We start from the raw sequence: 24,781 nt of genomic DNA, 5'->3' as shown, positions 1-24,781 counted from the left end.
AAGACCCAAATTTTTGGTAAAAAATTACAAATTTTGATTTTGTGCAACCCATTGAACGATCGCCTCACTGAGCCCATCCAAGGTATATTCCTTAGCTTCCACATCTAATTTACCCAATAAATTGTAGCAACTTTTGGAAGTTTCCGGTCCGATGGAAGCGATGCAAACATTTTTCAACCAATCCTGATTGCGAGACAATTCTGGGCTTTGTTCTATCAGTTTACAAAAGTTTTGTACGGTTTTGGAACTGGCAAAGGTTATAATATCAACCGCTCGATTTTGCAGCGCAGCTAAGGCGATCGGATCGATGTTTTCGGGACAGCAAGATTGATAGGCTGGTGCTTCGATGACTTGGGCTCCTTTAGCGGTGAATTCTTTGACTAAAACTTCTCTGCCACCACTTTCTACTCTGGGAAATAGGATTTTGCAGTTTGTAGGGGCGATGCCCCCGCGATCGCCCTCCACGCCCTCCCAGGGGAAGTTTTCGACTAGGGAATCGGCGACAAAGTTGGGGGGAATAAAGTCTGGTTGCAAAGAGTGCGATCGCAAGGTTTCGGCGGTTTTTTTGCCGACAACTGCAATTTTAATTCCGAACAAGCTGCGGGCATCTTTGCCACTGGTTTCTAGTCTTTCAAAAAAGTAGTCTACCGCGTTGGTGGAAGTGAGAATTAACCAGTGAAAGCTTGACAATTGGGCGATCGCGCTGTCCAATGGTTCCCAGGTGGAAGGGGGACCAATAACTAGGGCGGGCATTTCGATGGCGCGGGCTCCTTGTTGCTGGAGGCGATCGGTAAATTGACCAGATTGAGAAGCTGCACGAGTCACTAAAATAGTTTTTCCTGCTAGCGGCAATGGGTTCTTATTAAGAGTGATATTTATGTCGATCATGTTGGTGCTTTGGGGCTGGATTAAATATTCGCGTAACCTTACTACTTCCCCAATAATTATCACACAAGGTGACAGAGATTGACCTGTTGTTTTGGGTATGATATCGGAGAGATTACCGCTCCAAATTTGTTGTTCTGGCCTGCCGCAATCTCGGATAATCGCGATCGGAGTTTGGCTGGATAATCCATGCTTTTGTAATTGCCAAACTATCTCACCCAAATTGCGCCCTCCCATCAATATTACCAAGGTTTCAATCTTGACTAATGCTTCCCATTCCAGAGCATCTGGTTCGTGGGCGCTCATCACGGCAAAACAGCGGCTCATTACTGGATCTGTGAGGGGAATTCCTGCTAGCAATGGTGCGGCGAAGGCGGAGGAAATGCCCGGTATGACTTCAAAGTCACAGTCGCCTGCGATTAATGCTTGAATTTCGGAGCTAGAACGTCCGAAAATAAATGGATCGCCACTTTTGAGGCGGACTACTTGTTTGCCTTTGTGGCAGTATTCTACTAGCAAACGGTTGATTTCTTGTTGTTGAGTTGAGGGTTTGCCTCCGCGTTTTCCGACTTCGATTTTGAGGCAAGTTACGGGGATTAATTCTAGTTGGGGGATATCGACTAGAGCGTCGTAGATTAAGACTTCGGCTTGGGAGAGCAATTTTTGCGATCGCACTGTCATCAAATCACAATCTCCGGGCCCCGCACCGACTAGATAAACTTTGCCTTTTTGGTTTTTCACGATTTTGCCTCCGTGGTATACTTGATTAGGAGTTACCCAATTGTCACAATTAGTAAGGTGCGTCAGATCTCTAAACCCTGCATAATTGTTTGAGAAATTCACCTAACGCACCCTACAATTTTAAGGAATAAGACTGTATAAGCATTCTTCCTTCTTCCTTAATTTGATAGCAGCAAATCCCCAGCATCAAATTAGGCTAATTGTAATTTAAACCTACATTTTATATCAAATCCGGTAGCATCTGAATTATTCAGATTTCTATTCTCTCCCTCTGTGTCAAGAGTGTTCTCTGCGGTTAAATCATTCCAATACAACCGGAAACGATATTATTTGTAGGGGCGGGTTCGCCAACCATACATAATAATCACCGACAATTAATATAAACCCGCCCCCGCCCCACCGTAAATCTGAATGTACATTAATATTGTTTGTTGGGTGAGAGTGAGAGAGGGCGGGTTTTTGAAATTGTTAGTTTTGGGGCGATTATTGTTAATGAACCCGCCCCTACGGGAATTATGTATATAGCCCGCCAATCACATCCAAAAAACGCTTAACCTGTTTTTCCCAAGTCCAATCAAGCATGAAATTCGCCGCAGCTAAACCGCGACTTTTAGCTTGTTCCCGATTAGTATAAACTTGTTCCAAAGCCTCGACGACTTCATCAACATCAGACTCTCCCCAGCCTTCTATACCTGAAAAATGAACAGTAGGTTTAACTCGTCCCTGATTTGATAAAGGATAGCAATTATTGCTGCTAATCAAATCTAAATGACCCGTATTTGTTGATAAAATAGTAGGAATTCCGCAGGCCATACTTTCCATTGCGACTAAATTAGTGCCGCCTTCGCAGCGGTTGGTGAAAACGGCTGCATCGGCTTCTCGCAATATTTGTCCGGCGAGATGATTGGGAATTAAGCCAATGTCGATAAAAGAGTCAACAGGTAAACCGTTAGCTACTAACCATTGGGCAATTCCTAAACTGCCATCGCGGTTAATATTCGGAAATCCGATGACGTTTCCGGTTTGTTCTATGCCTAACATATATTGAGGCCAGAAGTTGTGCCATGCTGTTAGTAATAATGCTTCGGGATGTTTTTTTTGAAAGCGTTTGTAAGCGGCGACAATAATATCTTGACCTTTGCGATATTCTAGTTTGCCACCGGAGAAGATGACAAAGCGATCGCCAAATAGATTAGATTTGGGTGCAGGATGGAAAATTGCGGGGTCAATGCCTTGATTTACCATGGCGACATTAGTCAAGCCGTAGCTTTTCAAAACATCGGCATTCCAGTGGGAACCGGCGACTATCGAACTATATTTTTTGGCTTTTTCTAATGCTTCTGCTGTGATTATAGTGTCTTCAAAAAAGATGACTCCTACTTGAGAATCACTGGTAATTTGATTTTCCACACCAGATGATACTAAATTATTGCCCAGGGCGTAAAGTGCTGGAAAGTTGCAATTGATTTGTTTGTCGGAATTGGCTGCTACTAATTCTTGAAATTGTTTCTGTTTTGCTAATAATGGTAATAACAGCGCTTTGTGCAGCGGATTGATAATTTCTGAGAGGGAAGGTGGTGCTAACAGTGCTACTTCCCAGGCGGGATTTGCTGCCAGTTGCAGTGTTAAATTCATGCCGTAAATTCCCCAGCCGCTGGTGACGCTGACTGGCCAGGTGATACCAATTCCTGTTAGTTTTGGGGGTGTTTGTGGGGGTTTAGTTTGAGACTGAGCCTCTGGTTCTGCGTTCCCAGGCTGAGGCTGGGAACGAGGGCCTGTTTCCAAACCCGGAGATCCCCCCCAGCCCCCCTTAACAAGGGGGGAGAATTCACTCAAAGTCCCCCTTTTTAAGGGGGATTTAGGGGGATCTGAATCTAATTGGAAAGCTTGAAAACACTCCCTAGGGGTTAGTGGGGGCGTTTCTGGGGCTTGAATTTGAGGCTGAGGCTGGGAACGAGGGGAAATTAGGTGTTCTAAGGCTGTTTTTAGGCGATCGCACACTCCCTCCCAATCACCCGCTTTTTGCTGCCTAAACAGCCTGACAGTGGGATACCAAGGGCTATCTTCTCTCTCCAACATCCACCGCCAATCGGGCACAAAAGAGAGCAAAATCCAGACTGGTTTTCCTAAAGCACCGGCTAAGTGGGCGACAGCAGTATCTACACAAATTACTAAATCCAGTTGGGAAATAATGGCTGCGGTGTCGGCAAAATCTCCTAACTCTGGGTTCAAATCCTGCACTTGCTGTTGATTTAATAAAGTGCGATCGCCCGGTGACAAGTCTTTCTGAAGGTTATAAAAACTCACTCCTGGCACATCTAAAAACTTCCTAAAATCCTTCAATGTACAGGAGCGATCGTGATTTTTTCGGTGCAGCGGGCTACCAGACCAAACAATCCCTACTTTGAGTTGATTATTGGGTTCTAGGGAATATTTAAAATCCTGTGGGGGAGCTAGGTAAGGAATATTAACGGGTACATTTTCTAAGGTAGTACCCATAATTTTTGGTAGACTCAACAGTGGGGCGTGCAGTTGAAATTCTCGCAAATCCTTTGGCTTCGTTACTACACAATCTATGCCTGCAACTCCTTCAAATAAACGCTGCAAAGATTGATGACAAGCAACAATAACTTTGCCTCCTTTTTGCTTAACTAAAGGTGCATAGCGGATAAAATGAATCGCATCGCCAAAACCTTGTTCGGAGTGCAGCAAAATAGTTTTTCCCTGGAAATTACCACCATCCCAAAGTGGTTGGGCAAAATATCTGGATTCCAACTCTTGAGTTTGCCAGCGCCATTCATATTCAGCAAAACCGCGCGAAAAATTGCCAGTTAGCAGCAAGGCTAAGGCTAGTCTCAAATGAGTATGCGCTGAGTCTGAAGATAATTGAATTGCGCGATCGTAATATTCGATCGCAAGAGCAACTTTTCCCTGTTCTTCGAGGGCGCAACCTAAGTATAAGTTGGTTTCACCTTGATTGGGATCGATTTCTAGGGCTTGTTGATAATGGGAAATTGCCTCGGATATTAGCCCGTCTTCTTGTTGGAGATAGCCTAAATGACTGTGGGCTTCTGGGTGACTCGGATTCAGCGCAATTACTTGTTGGTATCGGGCGATCGCTGCTGCTTTTTTACCCTGTTTATTGAGAGTATTTGCTATGTGAAATTCTACCTGAGCGGGTGATAATAAATTAGACTGTAGGGGCGGTGGATGGTGCGTGCCCGCCCTGTCTTGTGGATGGTGCGTACCCACCATGTGTTGTAAGGCTGTTTTTAGGCGATCGAATACTCCCTCCCAATCACCAGGTTTTTGCTGGCGAAACAACCGTGCTGTCGGATACCAAGGGCTATCTTCTCTCTCCAACATCCACCGCCAATCGGGTACAAAAGAGAGCAAAATCCAGACTGGTTTTCCCAAAGCACCGGCTAAGTGGGCGACAGCAGTATCTACAGAAATTACTAAATCCAATTGCGCTATCACCGCTGCGGTATCGGCAAAATCCTTCAAATTATCGCTTAAATCTGTGACGGGAATTTGATTTAATAAAGTGCGATCGCCCGCCGATAATTCTTTGTGAAGACTGTAAAAACTTACTCCTGGAATATCTAACAATTTCAGAAAATAGCTTAAATCAGTCGATCGCATAAAATCTTTCAAATGTTCCGAACTCCCCGCCCACACTATCCCTATTTTAAAATTGGGGTTTGAATCCAGAGAAAAATTCCCGTCAGCAGGAGGCGATAAATAAGGAATATTTGCCGGGATATTTTCTAGATTGGTTCCCAAAATATAGGGCAAACTCATCAGCGGTGCTTGTAACTGAAATTCCGGCAACTCTTCTACTTTAACTACTACTTGTTCAATGCCAGAAATTGTTTGGAATAAACGCTTGAGTTCTGGATAGCAAGAAACCACTACTTTAGCACCTTTTTGCTGGAGAATGGAGGCGTAACGTACAAAGTGAATCGCGTCCCCAAAACCTTGTTCGCAACGTAACAAAATAGTTTTTTCTGCCAAATCAGAACCATCCCAAACTGGCTGTGTCAAAGGGAACCAGTCCAATTGTTTTCCCTGATTGGTTTCCCATCGCCATTCGTACTCAGCAAAACCGCGCTCGAAGTCTCCATTCAACAGTAATGCTAAGCTTAAATTGAAATGAGCTTTACCACATTTTGCATCAAGTTTCAAGGCTCGTTCGTAAGAGGCAATTGCTTTGGGTATGTCGCCAATTCCTTCTAAAGCACTGCCTAGATTATTCAAACTTTCCACAGAATCTGGCTGCAAAACTAAGGCGGTTTCTAAATTATCAATTGCTGATGCGAATTCGTGTAATTTTAAGTACAAATTACCCAAATAATAGTATCCTTGCGAGTTGTCAGGTTCTAGGTTAATGCACTGTTGATAAAAGCGTTTAGCCTCTTCTGGCTGACCTTTGGCTTCCATTGCCACGCCCAAATTTATCAGTGCTGGCACGTAATTAGAAGTAGCAAAAAGCGCTTGCTGAAAATAAGCGATCGCACCTGGCAATTCCCCCTGCTGCTGGAGAATTGAGCCGAGATTGTTCAGAGCTTTGACATAGAGTGGATTCAGGGCGATCGCCTTTTGAAAACAAGATACAGCCTCAGCTATATAGCCCTGAGATTGGTGCAAAATACCCAAGTTGTTGTATCCTTGAGGGGAGTCTGGGTCGATTTCTATGGCTCGTAAATAATATTTTGCTGCCTCGGTAAAATCGCCGATTTGGTGCAGCGTCACCGCCAAATTAGTTGTAGCTGCTATCAAATCGGGCCGATAAACTAAAGCTTTTTTAAAATAGGCGATCGCCTCGGAAAATTTCCCCTGGGACTTCAGCAGATTTCCCCGATTAAACTGTTGTTGAGCTAAGTCTAAACTGGACTGATTTTCGATTAAATTTTCCTCTGGTTGATGCTCGCAAATCTGAGATTTTAGTGCTAAAGCCACCCGCCCAAAAACCCCTTCCCAATCCCCGGCTTTTTCTTGTCGAAACAACCTCGCCGTCGGATACCAAGGACTCTCTTCCCCCTCCAACATCCAGCGCCAATCGGGGGTAAAACAAAGTAAAATCCACACTGGTTTCCCCAATGCCCCAGCCAAATGGGCAACAGAAGTATCCATGGAAATGACTAAATCCAGAGCCGAAATGGCCGCGGCTGTATCAGCAAAATCATGCAAATAAGCACTTAAATCTGCAATCTGCATTTGCTCTAATAAGGTACGTTCTGCTTCTGGGCTTTCCTTTTGTAAGCTGTAAAACTCTACTCCCGGAATATCTAAGAGTTTTACCAAGCAAGTTAAGGGAAATGAACGCAGGTTATTTTGGGAATTTTTAGGATTTCCAGACCAGACAATTCCTACTTTTAAGTTAGAAGTTGGACGAAGAGTAAATTCTAGACCTGGTGGCGGTGCTAAATAGGGAACCTGGGCGGGTATAGTTGCTAAGGTCGTACCCAAAAGGTGAGGCAAACTCATTAATTGGGCGCGCACATCAAAATCCGGGGCTGCTTCTGGATCGACTATTAATCGATCGATGGCCCAAACCTGTTCAAATAAGCGCTGTAATTGGGGCGAACACCAAACAATGACGTTGCCGCCTTTTTGCTTAACTAAATCTGCGTAGCGGATAAACTGAATGGCATCGCCTAAACCCTGTTCTGGGCAAAGCAAAATAGTTTTTCCCTCCAAATCTTTGCCATCCCAAAAAGGCTGGATAAAGTTATTAGTGGGAAACTGTTTTTCTTGAACGAGCAGCCGCCATTCATACTCGGAAAAACCGCGTTCAAAATCTCCCATCAGCAACAAAGCTAAAGCGAGATTTAAGTGAGCTTCTGGGTGAGTTTTATTGAACTCAACTCCGTGACTGTAGCAGGCGACAGCATCTGTAAACTGTCCTTGTTGTCGCAAAGCATTTCCCAAACCGTTGCAGGAATTAATTCCATCGGGTTGAAGTTCGATCGCCCGTTGGTAACATTCGATCGCCTCTGCGATTTTGCCATCATCCTCAAAAGCCTTACCCAGATTGCTCAAAGCTATTGGGAAGTCAGGTTTCAGACTCAAAGCTTGGTGATAGCAGGCGATGGCGTTGGCAATTTTTCCCTGTTTCTGAAACACAATTCCGAGATTACAATGAGCCTCAGCATGGGATGGCAATTTCTGAATCGCTTGCTGACAAACGGCTAGAGCCTCATCTAACTTTCCTTGCTGTTGCAGCGAACTCCCCAAACCAATCAGAGTTTCTGCTAAACTCGGTTGCAGTGCAGTCGATCGCTCGTAATAGGCGATCGCCGAGGCAATTTTTCCCTGTCGAATAGTAGCGTAGGCTAGATTGTGCAAGGCTTCAAAGTAATTCGGTTCGATCGCGATCGCCCGTTCATAATTGGCGATCGCCCGATCGTAAAACTCCTTGGCTTCCCCTTCTTTATCCCCTTGTTTTTCCAAAGCAATGCCCAAATTCAAGTAAGCTTCAGGACAATTAGGATTAACTTGAATCCCTTGCTGATAGCAGTTTATCGCCTCCGCCAAATCCCCTTGGGCTTCCCGCGCCAGGCCCAGATTAATCCAAGCTTCGGCGCAATGGGGGTTTAAACTCAAAGCGCGATCGTAAACTGCGATCGCCTCTGCTGTTTCCCCTGCATCCGCCAGAGCACTCCCCAAATTGCTGAGAGTTTCCGCCAAATTCGGCTCAAGGGCTAAAGCTTGGCGGTAATGGGCGATCGCCTCTGGGAGCAAACCCATTTGTTGTTTGACAACACCCAGATTGCTGTACGCCATGGAGTTATGAGGATCGATCGCGATCGCCCTTTCATAGCATTCGATCGCACCCGGAAACTTGCCTTGTCGCTGCAAATCACGCCCCTCCAGCAACGCTGCATCGGCCAAATCCGAAGGCGCGCCATGCTGAGAAACCGCCAGCCCCAGAGCCTGCACCACCCGCCCAAAAACATCCTCCCAGTCGCCCCTTATCGACTGACGAAACAACCGCGCCGTCGGATACCAAGGACTATCTTCCCGCTCCAAAAGCCAGCGCCAATCGGGGGAAAACGCCAGCAAAATCCACACTGGTTTGCCCAAAGCCCCCGCCAAATGGGCAACAGCGGTATCGACGGTAATCACTAAATCCAGTTGGGCGATCGCAGCCGCAGTATCAGCCAAATCCCCCAAATGGGGGCTCAAATCGACGATCGAGGTTTGATGTAACAGCGTGCGATCGGTATCTGAAAGCTCTTTCTGCAAGCTATAAAAACTTACGCCATAAACGTCCAAAAGTGGCATAAATGCGCTCAAACTGCAAGAACGCTGCATATTTTTGCGATGTTTAGGATTTCCCGCCCAGACAATCCCCACTTTGAATTTGCGTCCTGGTAATAGAGCAAATTGACAATCTGCTGGGGGTGTTAAATAAGGAGTATTTGCAGGTATTGTTGACTTAGTTGTACCGAGAATGTATGGCAAACTCAACATCGGCGCTTGCACATCAAATTCTGGGATTGGCTCGCCTTTAACTATGAGTAAATCAATACCATCAACGGTGGCCAACAAGCGATTCAATTGCGGGTAACAGCCAACAATTACTCGTCCCCCTTTATTTTTGACGATCGCAGCATAGCGCACAAACTGAATTGAATCGCCCAAACCTTGTTCGGCGTGGAGCAAAATCGTCTTTCCTTGCAAATCAGAACCATCCCAAAGCGGCCGATATTCCCGCGCCGAAACTGTATTATCCGGGCCCGTCAAGAAACAGGAATGACCAGTGTGAAATTCTTTAATTTTCCACCGCCATTCGTATTCAGCAAAACCATTTTCTAAGTCTCCCACTAACAGCAAAGCCAGGGACAAATTCAGGCGAGCGCTAGCGTGTTCTGGATTCAAAGATATCACTCGTCGATAACAGGCGATCGCATCTTCTACCGCACCTTTTTCGAGAAAAGTCCGGCCTAAATTGTTGATAGCTTCCACAAAATCTGGTATCAATTCGAGAGCTTTGTGATAATATTCCAGGGCATCTTCTAGATTACCCTGTTCTTGCAATACTGTTCCCAGATTGTTTAAAGCTTCCCAGCTATGGGGTTGAACTTCCAGCGCTCGCCGATAGAGATTTACAGCCTCTAAAAGTTCGCCATTTTCTTGTAGCGCCACCGCCAAATTTATCAGTGCAGGTACGAAATCTGGCTGCACCGCCAGAGCTTTTTGGTAATGTTCGATCGCCTCTTGTGATTGACCTTTTTCTTCAAAGATTTTTGCCAAATTGTAAGCTGTTTGAGGAATATTTTGGTCGAGTTTCCAAGCTTCTCTATAGTGCGGGATTGCTGCATCTAATTCTCCCTTTTCTTGTTGGAGAAAACCCAAGTTAATTCTGGCTTGGACGCAATTGGGGACAGTAGAGATAATCTGTTCATAAAGGGCGATCGCCTCTTCTTTTTCGCCACTTTCCATTAAGGAGTCTGCTTGCTGCAATTGTGCTTCTATATTAGCAGACACCAATAAACTTAAAGCAGCTTTCACATCCTCAAACAATGCTTGCCAATTTTCCGGCTGACTTTGGCGAAACAGTCTCGCCGTCGGATACCAAGGATTGTCCTCTCTATCTAGCAGCCAACGCCAGTCAGGAGCAAAGGAAAGTAACACCCAAACTGGTTTTCCCAAAGCACCAGCCAAATGTGCAACGGAGGTATCAACGCTGATGACTAAATCCAGTTGAGAGATAGCAGAAGCCGTATCAGCAAAGTCGTTGAGATGGGGACTCAAATCCGGGACTAGGTGTTGATGTAATAAAGCGCGATCGTCCTCGGACAAGTTTTTTTGTAAACTATAAACAGCGATTCCCGGTACATCTAAAAATTGCATAAAATCGCTCAAATTGCAAGAGCGTTGAGCATCTTTTCGGCGTTTGGGATTTCCCGCCCACACAATTCCCACCTTCAATTTAGCATCAGAAGCTAGGGCAAATTTGCATTCAGGAGGCGGGGCTAAGTAAGGAATATTTGCCGGGATTGTTTCCAAAGTTGTCCCCAAAATATAAGGCAAACTCATTAAGGGTGCGTGAACATCAAAGGCAGGCAAATCTTTAAAATTAAGTGACAAATATTCCACACCAGCAACTGTGGCAAATAACCGCATCAATTCTGGATAGCAAACCAAGATCACTTTTGCCCCTTGACTGTAAAGCATCGGCGCGTAGCGAATAAACTGAATCGAGTCACCGAAACCTTGCTCAACGTGGAGTAAAATAGTTTTTCCCTGTAAACTCGAACCATCCCAAACTGGTTGGGCAAATTGTCTCGGTTGTAGTTGGGAAGTACGCCACCGCCACTCATACTCAGCAAAGCCGCGTCGCAAATCTCCGAATAATAACAAACTTAGGGCAAATTCTACGTGGGCTGTACTGTTTTCTGGCTGCAATTCTAAGGCTCGACAATGACAGGAGAATGCTGATTGAAATTGTCCGATATCGACAAAAGCATCACCCAGATTATTAATTGCATCGATGAAATCTGGTTTTAATTTTAAAGCTTGTTGGTAATAGGATATTGCTAGCTGTATTTTGCCTTGTTCGTGGTATCCTGCGCCGATATTATTCACGCATTCAGCATTGTTGGGATCTAGTTTTAGGGCTTGTTGATAACAGTCAATGGCTGCTTGAAATTCACCTTGCTGTTGCCATATTGTTCCTAAAGCGATTATGGTATTGATTAAATTAGGATTGGTATCTAAAGCTTTTTGGTAGCAAGCAATGGCGGCCTGGGTTTGACCTTGCTCTTTGAAAATATTACCTAAATTATGGGCGATTTCGCTCCAAGTTGGTTCTAGTTTCAGGGCTGTTTGGTAGTAGCTAATAGCGGCGTTGGTATCGCCCTGTTGCTGTTTTAGCCAGCCGATATTTTTGTGGGCTAGTGCTGTATGGGGAGCGATTTGAAGGACTTGTTCGTAGGAGGCGATCGCCCTTTGATGTTCGCCAATATCGAGCAAAACATGAGCCTTGTTTAAATGCGCTTCTACAAAATCTGGCTGTTGGGCGATCGCTTGTTCATAAAAGGCGATCGCCTCGGCAATTTTACCCTGCTGTCTCACAGCGATTCCCAACAAACAAAGCACATTCGCAGACTCCGGGTGTACGGCTATGACTTGTCGGTACAAACTTTCAGCTTCTAACAAACGCCCCGCTTGGTGATATTCCCAAGCAATTTTCAAAGAGTCTTCCGCACTCAGTTTACTGACAGGTTGTTGTGATTTGTTTTGAGAAGCCATAGTTATCTTTGTTGTTTGGGATTTCGCTAACTTGTAGTTGCCAACTTGTTGTAATCTGTTAACTATTCCTTTTTTGTATTTCCTCGCGCATCCGCAAGACTTTCATTTTTTTTCCCTCTTCCTTCTTCCGTCTTCTTTCTTCCTTCTTCCTTCTTCCGTCTTCCTTCTTCCTGAAGCGTTCCCTGAGCGTAGTCGAAGGGCCTTCTTCTTTCATCCCAACCAACAAGCTGCTGGAAAAATTATATACTCTAGAAAAAATAACTTCCAGATCGATTGATAAAATTGAGCTACTTGCATTTTATCCTCCAAATCAACTTTGATGCTCCAAAACCACATCAAACCCAAAGCTACCACATGAGTAAGAGCCAGAAATCCTAAATTAACATTTGGCAATATTAACACTCCCGCTAAGATGATGCCGACATAGCAAACAGTCAATACCCAGCGAGACAAATCAAAGACGGCGGGCTTTCCCATTTTAATCGTAAACGTTGTAATATTGTATTGCCGATCGCCCTCCATGTCAGGAATATCTTTAAAAATGGCGATCGCAAAGGTAAACACCACTACAAATACCGTCAGTACCCAAACTTTCCCAGGAATCGCCACAGACAAACTCTCCAAATCCCAGCCCGAAAAAACACTTTTCGCCCTTCCCAAACTCAACACCCAATTAAAGTGCAAAAATAACCCTAAATTTACAATCGCGCCCCGCACCGTAAAAATGCACAACGCCGCCCAAAAAGGAAACCGCTTCAGGCGAATTGGCGGCAGAGAATAAGCAGTCCCGATCGCCAAACTGACACCAACAGTCGCCAGCAAAAACGGTCCCTGCAAAATCGCCGTTAAAATTGCGATCGCACCAGTCAAAGCAACTATTAATTCTCCGGTTTTCTGAGAAAACTCTCCCGATGCTAGGGGCAAATAAGGCTTATTAATTTTATCTATTTCAACATCTTCTAACTGATTCAATCCCACAATATAAATATTACCACAAATACAAGCTAACCAGGCAAACGCCAGCGGTAAAACTACAGGATTCGCCAACAGTAGATCGCTTTGGGCGATCGCATACAAAGCCAACACGCTCAAGCTAGTACCGATAATTGTGTGCGGCCGAGAAAACTCCCAAAACGCCCTCAGCCAGCCTTGGGGAACCAAACCATTGCGATCACTCTCAGACTTACCCAAAGAATCATTACTCATAAACCTAAATTGCCCCAAAAATTAATTAACAAATTGTCTCACAAAATAAGAACCGATCTTAAATTTAAATTTCTTAATCACCAGGTGAGGGAAACAGACTGTTGTCTCCCCACCGCCCTTTTTCTGTTAAACCCTACCCCACAAAGCCAAACCACCACCTCGTCCCCTAGCTGCAATTATCCCATCTTCCACTAGAAAATAAGCAAAAAAAGCCTGTTTCCCCACACTCAAACTCAAAAATTCCGCCTCCCGCGCTTCCCCACCGCGAATATATCCTTGATATACAGTTTTCCCCAACAACTTCACCATAATTCTGGTAAAATCAAAAGCTAAAATATTATTAGGTAAAAACTTAGTAGGCCCGGAAAGAGTCAGTTCCATAGTCCCAACTTTCACAGAATTTTCGACTCTGCCAATTTCACTATTGTCTTCTCCTTCTGCCACAGGTGCTGCGGAGTAAGCTATTTGAATTTTCGCAATCCACTGAGGAATGTATTTTCCCGCACCCAACACAATTCCAGCTTTTTGTCTAGTCTTTTTTGTACCAGTGATAAAGCACAGTTGCCAGTTGCCGATTAGCTGCTGAAAACTATAGCGAGGTTTGGTTTTTTTGGAGTTTTTCTCGGCGGCTAGCAGGGCTGTGACTACTGCGTTGGAAGATGGTTTAGAATTAGATTTGGCAGCTTGTTCTAGAATTGATATATGTTCCATTTAACCAACAATATAGTAGCAGGAATTTTGGTAGTGATGAGTTGAGTCCTCAACAGCGAAATTAGACGCTAATCAGGACTAAAGTCCTGACTACAAATTTAACTACAGATGTATTTTACCGCTCATCTACTTAATTAGTGGAGAAAAACATGGTTACGATCGCCCCAAACAACACAGAAATCATCATCATCGGCAGTGGAATCGGCGGCTTATGTTGCGGTGCAATGCTTGCCCGCTATGGCTTTGAGGTTATAGTTTGCGAAAGTCATTCCCTCGCCGGCGGGGCTGCACACGGCTTTGAAAAGGGCGGATTTAACTTCGACTCCGGGCCCTCCCTCTACTCAGGACTATCTTACAGCCCCTCGGCAAATCCGCTGCGACAAGTTTTGGATGCGATCGGCGAACAACTCCCCTGCATCACCTACGATACTTGGGGCTGCTGTTTGCCCGAAGGCGATTTCGACACTTCCGTCGGCGCGAGTCAATTTGGGGAAGTGCTCGCCAGACTGCGAGGCACCGCCGCCGTCGCCGAATGGCAACAACTCCAGCGCGTCATGGAGCCCTACGCCCAAGCAGCCACCGCCTTGCCCCCCCTGGCTTTGCGCTTCGATTTAGGGGCTGTTTTCACCCTAGGCCAATTTGCCCCAGCTTTCCTGCAAAGCGCCGGCAATGCCCTGAAACTGGCTGGCCCTTTCAGCCAAATTATGGACGAAAATGTCAAAGATCCCTTTGTGCGCAATTGGCTGAACCTGTTGTGTTTCCTGCTGTCTGGACTTCCGGCAGACGGGACTATCTCCGCCGAAGTCGCCTTCATGTTTGCCGACTGGTATCGCCCCAATGCCGTTTTAGACTATCCCATCGGCGGTAGTGCAGGTTTGGTAAATGCCCTGGTACGGGGTTTAGAGCGCCACGGAGGCCAGTTGCTGCTGAATTCCCACGTCGCAGAGGTTTTGGTGGAAAACAACCGGGCTGTGGGCGTGCGGCTGCGATCGGGCAAAGTTATTCGATCGCACAAAGCCGTCATCTCCAACGCTTCGGTGTGGGATACCCTAAAACTGCTGCCTGAAAGTTCCGTGCCCAAAAGCTTTCGGCAACAGCGACAGGCAACTCCCGAATGCGACAGTTTCATGCACCTGCATTTGGGAATTGACGCCACGGGAGTGCGATCGGACTTAGCCTGTCACTACATCTTTGTCAAGGACTGGGAACAGGGCATTAGCGCACCTCAGAACGTCGTTCTCATCTCGATTCCCTCCCTCCTCGACCCCGGACTCGCCCCAGCCGGAAAGCACGTCATTCACGCTTACACGCCCGGAAATGAGCCCTACGATTTGTGGCAAAATCTCGATCGCACCAGCGTCGCATACCAACAGCAAAAACAAGCACGGGCAGAGATCATGTGGGAAGCCTTAGAGAGGATTATTCCCGATATTCGATCGCGCACAGAAGTCACCCTCATCGGCACACCCCTCACTCACCAACGGTTTTTGCGCCGCCATCGCGGTTCCTACGGGCCTGGAATTCCGGCGGGTAGGGGCTTGTTTCCGGGGCCGGGAACACCTTTAGCGGGGCTGTATTGCTGCGGAGATTCCACGTTTCCGGGGATTGGTTTGCCCGCTGTGGCAGCTAGCGGGGCGATCGCAGCTAATTCCATCGCCCCCGTGCACAAACATTTGGAAATGCTGCGCAGTATTAGAAATCTCCAATAATTATTTGTGGTTTCTGGTTTGTGATTTGTCAATTTTAATTAACTTTACGCTCAGTAACCAAAGTCAAACTTACCCATTCACCTTTCTCATTATAACTGCGAATCATCCGCAACCTCAAGTCAGGTTCAACCAACCAACCAGCCTCAAAAAATACAGATTTTCTGAGTTCAACTTGGACAGGTAATGTGCAAGAACCACCGTCAGGAAGCAGCAAAACTTGCATCGGCGTAGTACCTTCCTTAAAATTAATCACCGAACCTTCTATGATACCTGTCGAAGCGATCGTCTTAGCCTCAGCATTCGTGCCAAAACTAATTTTCTGCACCAGGCGATCGCCACTTTCCAAATCCAATTGTAGTTTGGTAGGATAGCAATCAGGGTCGCGCCAATCTGGATACATCGTCACTGCTTCCCCATGCCATTCTCCCAGTAAAGCGTCAATAGTCAAAGGCGGACGTTCAGGCACATTTTTATCCGGCTGATGTTCCCGAATTAAAGTCAAAGTTGATAAATTTCCCTTAGTATCGTACAACTGAACTAACCGCAATCGACGATAATTATAGATAAAACCAAACTCAGCACCGCATTCCGAAAAAGGCGCTATTTGAATAGTCCCCTGACAAAAAGCTCCATTCTCAAAAAATAGGATATCCCGTCCCAAATTTTGATATTCTCGAACAAGTTCCCGGACTTCGGGTTCGCCGACACCACTAGGATTTGGGTAAAAACGACGCAGTTTTAATCGGACAGTTTTGCGATCGTTAAGACTTTCGAGAGTAATAATACTAGGAGTATCTAAAACCACCTCTCCCCGTGGCGATAACTCAGTAAAAGAACCTTGCCATTCTCCCAAGTTTTGCAGAAAGTTTTCCCATTGTGATACCATATTTTTACCTCTTACTTTCTCCCAATCTTATCAGAAAATATGATTTTTTAAGTTACTTAAACTATAGATTTTCCCCCTTCTCCCTTCTTATTTCCCCCCTTCTTCCTTCTTATTTCCCCCCTTCTTCCTTCTTATTTCCCCCTTCTTACTTCTTATTTCCCCCCTTGGGGGGGGTAGGGGGGGGTTCTTCTCCCTTCTTCCTTCCCCCCTTGGGGGGGGTAGGGGGGGGTTCTTCTCCCTTCTCCTTCTCCCTTCTTCCTTCTTCCTTCTTCCTTCCCCCTTCTTCCTTATGTCAAAAAATAGAACTATAACTCTACTGACAGATTTTGGATTAAGCGATGTTTATGTGGGAGTAATGAAAGGTGCGATCGCCCAAATCAACCCCCAACTCAAAATCATCGACATTACCCACAACATTGGGCCTCAAAATATAGCCGCGGCTAGGTTTTGTCTGATGACTGCTTATGCTTATTTTCCCACAGAAACCGTACACATTGCCATCGTCGATCCTGGTGTGGGGAGTAGCAGAAGGGCGATCGCGATTCAATGTGCGAATTGCTTCCTTGTCGGGCCCGATAACGGGTTGTTTAGCGGAGTATTGAGTCGGGAAAGGGCGATCGCCTGCGTCCAACTCACCAACCCCCAATACTGGCGCACACCTCAACCCAGCAGCACTTTCCACGGTCGCGATATTTTCGCTGCTGTGGGCGCTCATGTAGCGACTGGGGTGCGGTTGGAAGAGTTGGGACAGGCGATCGACCCCGCCAGTTTAGTACAGTTACAGATACCAAATTGTGCCATTACAGCCACTGGTATAGAAGGCTGTATCCAATATTGCGATCGCTTTGGCAACCTAATTACTAATATCCCAAAACATAGCATTCAAACCGAAAATTGGTCAATTACAATTAGCAATTTTAACAATACAATATTCATACCCAGCGGCCAAAGCTACAACGACAGCCAGCCCGGAGATTTGATTGCCATAATAGGTTCCGAAGGCTGGGTAGAAATCTCCGTTAACGGCGGCAGCGCTCAATCTATACTAAAATTGGACTGTGGGGCGATCGTGCAATTAGTTTTTGAAACTAACAATTAAAATCATCTCTTTTAGTCCGTGCAGGCGGACTTCGTTCGTGTAGAAGCGATTTCAATCGCCGATTCATATCTGAATAAAAATTAGACTACTTAGCAAAATCAAAAACAATAATTATTGACCTCAAAAAGTAGCCTACTTTGAGGTAAACTAAATCTAGATGGTTCCTCTGTTAACAGTTGATTATATAATTTATTCGCTTGCCCAAAAGAGTCTTGAGGCAAAAATCTAAATATTGATGCAGCAATATATTGTTTTTCTTGTTCAAAACTTATCCAGTTTCGTGATAATTCTTCTGCGGCATGACCAGTAGTATTAGAACCCGAAAAAATATCTACTACCAAGTCTCCCGGTTCAGTAAGGAAATTTATAAAAAATGACGGTAATCTTTCGGGAAAACGTGCGGGATGCACCTTAATATTAAACTCTTTGCACCAACGCAAGTATTGAGAATTACTTTCTGAATTAGCAATTTCTAGTAAATTAGATGGAATAGCACCTCCATTATCTTTAGCAAATCGATCGCTAATATTATGACCGGAAGGACGTTCCTTGGGCGTGTAAAATTCATCAGCATTTTTCAAGAGTTTTTTCATTCTCTCAGAATACTCTACTTTGACTTTAGTAATATTTGCTTTAGGCCGCTCTGTTTTAGCAAGCCACCAAACAGTATTTACAGAATCTTTAGCCCGAATTTTCTGTTTATTCACCCACTCTATAGGAGATGGAAGTTTTGAAGGATTAAACCAGAAAAACTCTTGAGCAAGCTTAAATTCATATTCATCACATAACCTAATAAGTACGCGGTAATTGTAGAGCGAACGTACAGGTATTCCTTTTTGATAAGCACCCCCAAGGTCTATAACAAAACTTCCAGTATCCTTGAGAACTCTTTTAATTTCAGGAGCAAAGCCCAGCAGCCAATCAACATATAAATCTTGATCTTCATTTCCATAACTCTTTTTGCGTTGCAATGCAAAAGGAGGAGATGTCATCACCAAATCTACAGAATTGCTAGCAAGACTATTCAGAAGATGAAGAGAATCTCCCAAATAAGATTGACCGTATTTGGTGGTGTAAATTGGCGCCGGCAAAATGTTACTCATTTGTAATTTAGATTTTAGTTTAAGGTACAACAGACACAAACTGGTTTAATTATCATCCAAATCCGTACTTTCAGTACGTTGTTTAGTCCGTAAATTCTTCGTACTATTCACAAAGCGAACTTTCAGTTCGTTTTTATGAATTGTAAAGAGCATGAATTACAAAGAAGCCAGACGACAATTTGCGGCAAAAGTAAGCCAGTTGCGCCGACAAAAAAGGATAACACAGGACGAACTAGCAGAACTTATAGACAAGACTACTGACTATATCAGCTTATTGGAACGCGGTGAAAGATCCCCATCCTTTGAACTTATTTTTTCTCTGGCTGAAGCCCTTGATGTACCCGCTACTTATTTAATCAGTTTTAGTCAAAGCGGTGAAAATAAAGCTCTCGTTAACACACTCATAGCTGAACCAGTTTCCCCTTCCGTTGTAGAGCCTGTGGAAGAGGCTGTTACTACAAAAGAAGAACGTATTTCAGATGCTAAACGGCTAGAAAATGCGATGAAAAGCATCCAAGAATTGCAAAATCTCGCAAATGAATATGGGATTACCGATATTTTTCAAGATAATGGAGGAAAGACTTTACAGTTATTAATCCTTTTAGGGCTGCGTATATCACCTGGTCGCGAAGGAAATGATGCTATTGATGCCGAAGGAAAAGAATACGAGCTTAAAACAATCAATATTTCACTTAATCGCAGCGGTGGCGTGACGACTCACCATCATTTGAATGAGATTATACTTGAAAAATATCGCAAAGTTGGAGCTTGGTATATTGGATTGTATGAAGGCATAACTCTCAAGCAAATTTATAAACTCACACCCGAACTTCTAGAACCAAAATTTAAAGAATGGGAAGAAAAGCTCAAAGTTAGAAATGACGCACTTAATAACCCTAAAATTCCCTTAAAATTAGTTAGACGGGGGGAACTTGTCTACTCAGATAGTCAAGGATAGCCCCCCGCCAACAAATTTAATTTTGAGAATTAGCTTATGTATAGAGCCTATAAGTGCACGACACCTATCAGCACTTACAATTAAGCAACCACAAAATTAACCAACTTTCCAGGCACCACAATCACCTTTTTAATCTCCTTACCCTCCAGATGCCGCTTAGCCAAATCTGACTCGCGAGCAAAGTTTTCCAAAGCAGCTTTGTCCGCACCAGAAGGCACTTGAATTGTACCGCGAGTCTTGCCCATAACCTGAATTACCAGTGTAATTTCATCAGTAACTAATGCGGAAGCATCCACCATCGGCCAAGTTTGCGTGTGTACCGATTCACTGTTACCTATTAAATGCCACAACTCATCAGCAATGTGCGGCGAAAAAGGCGCTAACAACAAAATCAATGTGCTAATTCCTTCTGCATAAATCGGCGAATCTTTACATTTAGCATCAGTCAAAGCATTGCTCAATTTCATCATTTCCGAAACCGCAGTATTGAACTGATACTCACCCTCCAAATCATCGCTCACTTCCTTAATCGCAATGTGAATCGCCCGCCGCAAATCCTGCTCAGGTTTACTTAAATTATCTTTCTCCCCCCCTTGATAAGGGGGGGCTGGGGGGGGTGCAGCAAACTCTGTCACCAACCGCCAAACGCGATTTAAAAAGCGGAATTGCCCTTCTGCATCAGCCTCATCCCACTCCAAATCTTTCTCCGGCGGCGCTTTGAATAAAATAAACATCCGCGCCGTATCTGCCCCATATTTTGCCATAAATTCTAAGGGGTCAACGCCGTTGTATTTGGATTTGGACATCTTCTCATAGAAGACTTGTAAAGGTTCGCCTGTCTGAGGATCTTTAGGATTCGTAGGGTCTAAATCTGCTGGGGGAACATATTTGCCAGTAACGGGATTTTTATAGGCCATTGCTTGCACCATGCCTTGAGTTAATAGGCGCTTAAATGGTTCGTCGCAATTAATCAAACCCCGATCGCGCAAAACCTTAGTAAAGAACCGTGAATACAGTAAATGCAGGATTGCGTGTTCAATTCCACCGACATATTGATCCACCGGCATCCAATCATTAGTTTTCGCCGTATCAAATACTTGCTCCTCATTTCTCGCATCGGGATAGCGCAAGAAATACCACGAAGAATCAATAAAAGTATCCATCGTATCGGTTTCTCGCTTAGCCGGAGTGCCACAACTCGGACAAGGAACATTCACCCACTCTTCCAGCTTTGCTAACGGCGAACCTTTGCCCGTAAATTCTACATTTTCCGGTAAAACTACTGGCAAATCCGATGCAGGTACCGGTACGATTCCGCAGTTAGGACAGTGAATTACAGGAATGGGAGTACCCCAATAACGCTGTCTAGAAATCAACCAATCTCGCAAACGATATTGGACTCGCGCTTTGCCATAACCTTGATTTTCGGCATATTTAATAATCGCTGCTTTGCCTTTAATTGAATCCATACCGTTAAAGCTTTCAGAATTAATCATAATTCCCGGTTCGGTGTAAGCTTCGGTCAAAGGCATCTCATCATCTGCCACAATTACTACTTTAATTGGCAGTTCATATTGAGTGGCAAATTGGAAATCTCGCGTGTCGTGGGCGGGTACTCCCATCACTGCGCCGGTGCCGTATTCGTACAGCACGTAATCGGCAATCCAAATCGGGATTTCTTCCCCATTGAAAGGATTGATTGCTTTGCCACCTGTGGGAATGCCACGCTTGGGTTTGTCTTCGGCTGTGCGATCGATTTCGGTTTGCAGTGCCACTTCTTTCACAAAGTTTTCGACTGCCGTTTTGTGTTCCGGTGTAGTAACGCGATTAGTTAAGGGATGTTCCGGGGACAATACAACATAACTCACACCATAAACTGTATCGGGACGAGTGGTGAAAACAGCGATTTTTTCCTCCATCCCCACAATGGGAAATTCTAAGTAAGCGCCGACGGATTTGCCAATCCAATTGGCTTGCATTAATTTGACTCTTTCGGGCCAATCTGGCAATTTGTCTAAGTCATTTAATAACTGTTCGGCATAATCGGTAATTTTGAGAAACCATTGTCGCAATAATTTGCGCTCTACTTTGGCACCGGAACGCCAGGAACGACCTTCGTTATCGACTTGTTCGTTTGCTAAGACTGTTTGATCGATGGGGTCCCAATTAACTGTCGCTTCTTTTTGATATGCTAATCCTGCTGCTAAAAATTGCAAGAAAATCCATTGAGTCCAGCGATAATAATCGGATGAACAAGTTGTAACTTCTTTTGTCCAATCAAAGGAAATGCCTAGGCGATGAAATAAGTCTTTCATTTGGGCAATATTTTGATTAGTCCATTGTGCCGGGGGAATTCCTCTCTCGATGGCCGCATTTTCTGCGGGTAAACCAAAAGCGTCCCATCCCATCGGATTCAATACGCGATAGCCTTGCATCCGCTTGAGTCTGGCAATTACATCAATAATTGTGTAGTTGCGGACGTGGCCCATGTGCAGGTTTCCTGATGGATAGGGGAACATGGATAAGGCATAAAATTTAGGCTTTTGGGTATCTTCTGGCATTTGGTCTAAGTTTTGCTCAGCCCATGTCTGTTGCCATTTTTCTTCTATGGATGCGGGGTTATATCTGGAATCCACAACAATTTCTCCTTTTAGGATTTAGTAGTGTTTGCTTGAATATTTTTGCACATTCAAGGGGCTTCGATTCGGATTTTTTTGAGTTCCAAGGATTTTGGCTCCTGTTTGTGTATTATACATTGTAGTATATAAATTTTGGTTGGGGGCAATGGGGAATGGGGAATCGGGAATGGGGAATCGGGAATGGGGAATGGGGAATCGGGAATGGGGAATCGGGCATAGAGCATAGGGTATTACCCATTACTTATTAGCTATTACCCCTTACTTATTAGCTATTACCCATTACTTATTACCCATTCCCCATTACCCATTCCCCATTACCTATTACCTATTCTCGATGGTACATCATCTTTCACCAGAAAGACTGTAGGCGCAACCACTCCCCACCCACAGTTACTGTTTTTGGGCGTTACCAGCGTGCAAACCACACTCTTTTAATGTCGATTCTTCCCACCACCACCGACCTTCCCGTTCGTGTTGATTTGGCAATACTGCTTTCGTACAAGGTTCGCAACCAATGCTGACAAAACCGCGTTCGTGGAGTTTATTATAGGGGACATCCAAAGCACGAATGTAATCCCAAACTTCTGCGGAAGACCAGTTTGCTAAGGGGTTGAATTTAATTAATTCATGGTCGGGAGTAGAAAATGCAGTATCCTGTTCAATCACCGGAATATGGTTGCGGGTACTGGGGCTTTGGTCTTTCCGTTGGCCAGTAATCCACGCATCTAAAGTATTTAGTTTCCGGCGCAGTGGCTTGACTTTTCGCACGCCACAACATTCTTTGTGCCCATCTTCATAAAAGCTAAACAATCCCTTTTCGTCTACTAAGGCTTGTACTTCCGCTGCATCGGGAAACATTACTTCTATTTTAATGCCGTAATGTTTTCTAACTTGTTCTAAAAACTGATAGGTTTCGGAATGCAATCTTCCGGTATCTAGGGTGAAAACGCGGAAGTTTTTGGTGAGTTTTGAAGCCAGATCGATCAGCACTACATCTTCTGCACCACTGAAAGAAATTGCAATATTGTCAAATTTTTCTAGGGCAAATTTAAGAATATCTCGCGGTGTTTTTGTGCTGTACTCTGCTTCGAGGGTCGCAATGTTTAGATTGGTTCCAATGGCTACCATACTTTCGTGTTCTCCGTGTTGTTTTTTGTCTAACCCTGAATTGTAACCGATCGCAGTCTCTCTCATACCGATCGATTTGACAATCCAGCATCCACAGTACATACCGGCGGATTCATCCCTGGAGAAACAGAAAACCTGCTATCCCATTGATTTGGGAACAGATTTATTCCTTCGCCGACAGACTGACGGGGTTGCTTTCTTCAAGAGACTTCTCCTCAAAAGCTGGTAAAGAACAGGTAAGATGCCTGTTCCACCATCATTTTGGGAGATGTCTAATAGTCTCCTCTAACATCTAAAATCGGTATGTGAGTTATATTTGTATTTGCATTGGGGTGAATTTATCCCTCAAGGCTAAAGTCAAAGAGGCGATCGCAGGGCAGCCAATAAAACCGATATACCGTCAAAAATAGCAAGGAAGTGTAGAACCATGTCAAAAATCTTAGTAGTAGACGATGTTCCCAGCGAACTAGAAATCATCTGTCGCATTCTTCAAGATGTGGGACTGGAAGTGATCCGGGCTGGAGATGGCGCAGAAGCGATCGCCCGTATCCAAGAAAAAGCGCCGGATCTGGTCGTTTTAGATGTAGTAATGCCACGAATGAACGGATTTGAGGTGATTCGAGAATTGCGGGGCGATCGCAAAACCGCATATTTGCCCGTAGTATTTTGTACTCATAAAAACACCGAGATCGATCGAGCTTGGGGAACTGATTTAGGGGCTGATGCTTACCTCAGCAAACCCTTTGAACCTCAGCAACTTGTCAACATTGTACAGCGTTTGCTATCAAAATAAACTCCTGCTCAAAGATAGATATTTTTTTATAGTATCACAGGGATCTAGGGCGAAATTTTGCCAAGGGCGAGTTCCGGCGATCGACTAAGGGCAAACAGATAGCACATAATTTCTTTTTTTAAGCTACACTAGAGACTAAAAATAAGCCATGAAAACAACTGCTTCTGGCAGTGCAGGGAATCAGACAAATGGAACAAAGCAATTTCTCGTCTTCGCTCAAGCAGACAGTTTGTTTGGCGTCGAGTTAGAAACAGTGCGGGAAGTGCTTTCCCTCAAAGAACAACCCATTTCGCCGGTGCCGAACACCCAGTCATTTTTGCTGGGATTAACCAACTTGCGAGGCGAAATTTTAGCCACAGCAGACTTTGGTAAATTCACAGGTATCGCACCAGTTGATACCCACCATTCCAGCAGTCGCATCTTAGTTGTGGAAGCGCCCGATCCGCGAGACTTAAGACTGTCTAAAATGCGCATTGGCTTAGCTGTCTCCCGCGTTGAAGGAGTTTTACCTCTGAATCCCGATCGCATTGTCTCCGCCATAGACGTCAGTTCTGACCTCGCCCCCTTTCTCAAAGGTTTGTACAATTGTGATGGACGCTTACTCATGATTGTGGATGTAGAAGCGATCGCCCATTCCGAACGCTGGTAAGGAGCATAATT

Annotated in this window: 13 protein-coding genes; 5 read left to right on the top strand and 8 right to left on the bottom strand. The window is 44.7% G+C overall.

Going from position 1 to position 24,781, the window contains the following annotated elements; all coding sequences use genetic code 11:
* Positions 1-24 precede the first annotated feature (24 nt).
* From cobA to ACBR23_RS07525, 4 genes are all read right to left on the bottom strand, one after another.
* Entirely contained in the window at positions 25-1,626 is a 1,602-nt protein-coding gene (gene cobA / locus ACBR23_RS07540; protein WP_371119299.1) for a uroporphyrinogen-III C-methyltransferase, read from the bottom strand.
* 513 nt (positions 1,627-2,139) lie between these two features.
* Positions 2,140-11,889 carry a tetratricopeptide repeat protein gene (locus ACBR23_RS07535; protein WP_371119300.1) on the bottom strand — a complete coding sequence of 3,250 codons (9,750 nt, stop codon included), beginning with the start codon at positions 11,887-11,889 and terminating at the stop codon, positions 2,140-2,142.
* Positions 11,890-12,099: 210 nt separating this feature from the next.
* Positions 12,100-13,095 (bottom strand): homogentisate phytyltransferase, encoded by a 996-nt coding sequence (locus tag ACBR23_RS07530; RefSeq protein WP_371115139.1) that lies wholly within the window; start codon positions 13,093-13,095, stop codon positions 12,100-12,102.
* Between the two features lie 126 nt (positions 13,096-13,221).
* Positions 13,222-13,806 (bottom strand): hypothetical protein, encoded by a 585-nt coding sequence (locus ACBR23_RS07525; RefSeq protein WP_371115140.1) that lies wholly within the window; start codon positions 13,804-13,806, stop codon positions 13,222-13,224.
* A 149-nt stretch (positions 13,807-13,955) separates the two neighbouring features.
* Here ACBR23_RS07525 and ACBR23_RS07520 point away from each other — a divergent pair, with 149 nt between their 5' ends.
* Positions 13,956-15,515: an NAD(P)/FAD-dependent oxidoreductase gene (locus ACBR23_RS07520; protein ID WP_341736152.1), complete on the top strand. Its 1,560-nt coding sequence runs from the start codon at positions 13,956-13,958 to the stop codon at positions 15,513-15,515.
* 34 nt (positions 15,516-15,549) lie between these two features.
* Here the strand turns inward: ACBR23_RS07520 and ACBR23_RS07515 are convergent, their stop codons facing one another.
* Positions 15,550-16,401, bottom strand: a complete 852-nt coding sequence (locus ACBR23_RS07515; protein WP_371119301.1) for a DUF3598 family protein — start codon at positions 16,399-16,401, stop codon at positions 15,550-15,552.
* Positions 16,402-16,690: 289 nt separating this feature from the next.
* Between ACBR23_RS07515 and ACBR23_RS07510 the strand changes: the two genes are divergently transcribed.
* Entirely contained in the window at positions 16,691-17,500 is an 810-nt protein-coding gene (locus ACBR23_RS07510) for an S-adenosyl-l-methionine hydroxide adenosyltransferase family protein (protein ID WP_371115142.1), read from the top strand.
* 98 nt (positions 17,501-17,598) lie between these two features.
* On the opposite strand, the gene ACBR23_RS07505 is transcribed toward ACBR23_RS07510, so the two are convergent.
* Positions 17,599-18,603 (bottom strand): site-specific DNA-methyltransferase, encoded by a 1,005-nt coding sequence (locus ACBR23_RS07505; protein WP_341736149.1) that lies wholly within the window; start codon positions 18,601-18,603, stop codon positions 17,599-17,601.
* Positions 18,604-18,754: 151 nt separating this feature from the next.
* On the opposite strand from ACBR23_RS07505, the gene ACBR23_RS07500 reads away from it, so the two are divergent.
* Positions 18,755-19,561, top strand: a complete 807-nt coding sequence (locus ACBR23_RS07500; RefSeq protein WP_371115143.1) for a helix-turn-helix domain-containing protein — start codon at positions 18,755-18,757, stop codon at positions 19,559-19,561.
* An 80-nt stretch (positions 19,562-19,641) separates the two neighbouring features.
* Here the strand turns inward: ACBR23_RS07500 and leuS are convergent, their stop codons facing one another.
* Both leuS and ACBR23_RS07490 read right to left on the bottom strand, forming a co-directional pair.
* The gene (leuS, locus tag ACBR23_RS07495; RefSeq protein WP_371119302.1) at positions 19,642-22,197 is read right to left on the bottom strand and encodes a leucine--tRNA ligase; all 2,556 of its coding nucleotides are present in this window, start codon (positions 22,195-22,197) and stop codon (positions 19,642-19,644) included.
* Positions 22,198-22,590: 393 nt separating this feature from the next.
* Positions 22,591-23,319 (bottom strand): phosphoadenylyl-sulfate reductase, encoded by a 729-nt coding sequence (locus ACBR23_RS07490; RefSeq protein ID WP_371115168.1) that lies wholly within the window; start codon positions 23,317-23,319, stop codon positions 22,591-22,593.
* A gap of 436 nt (positions 23,320-23,755) precedes the next feature.
* Here ACBR23_RS07490 and ACBR23_RS07485 point away from each other — a divergent pair, with 436 nt between their 5' ends.
* Complete coding sequence (locus ACBR23_RS07485) at positions 23,756-24,121, top strand: response regulator transcription factor (protein WP_340521844.1); 366 nt, start codon at positions 23,756-23,758, stop codon at positions 24,119-24,121.
* 148 nt (positions 24,122-24,269) lie between these two features.
* Entirely contained in the window at positions 24,270-24,770 is a 501-nt protein-coding gene (locus ACBR23_RS07480) for a chemotaxis protein CheW (RefSeq protein WP_371115145.1), read from the top strand.
* Positions 24,771-24,781 lie beyond the last annotated feature (11 nt).

The sequence above is a fragment of the Microcoleus sp. genome (genome assembly GCF_041354475.1).
In the GTDB taxonomy this organism is placed as follows: domain Bacteria; phylum Cyanobacteriota; class Cyanobacteriia; order Cyanobacteriales; family Microcoleaceae; genus Microcoleus.
The sequence above is the reverse complement of the archived record's forward strand: the minus strand, read 5'-3'. Positions and strand labels throughout refer to the sequence as shown.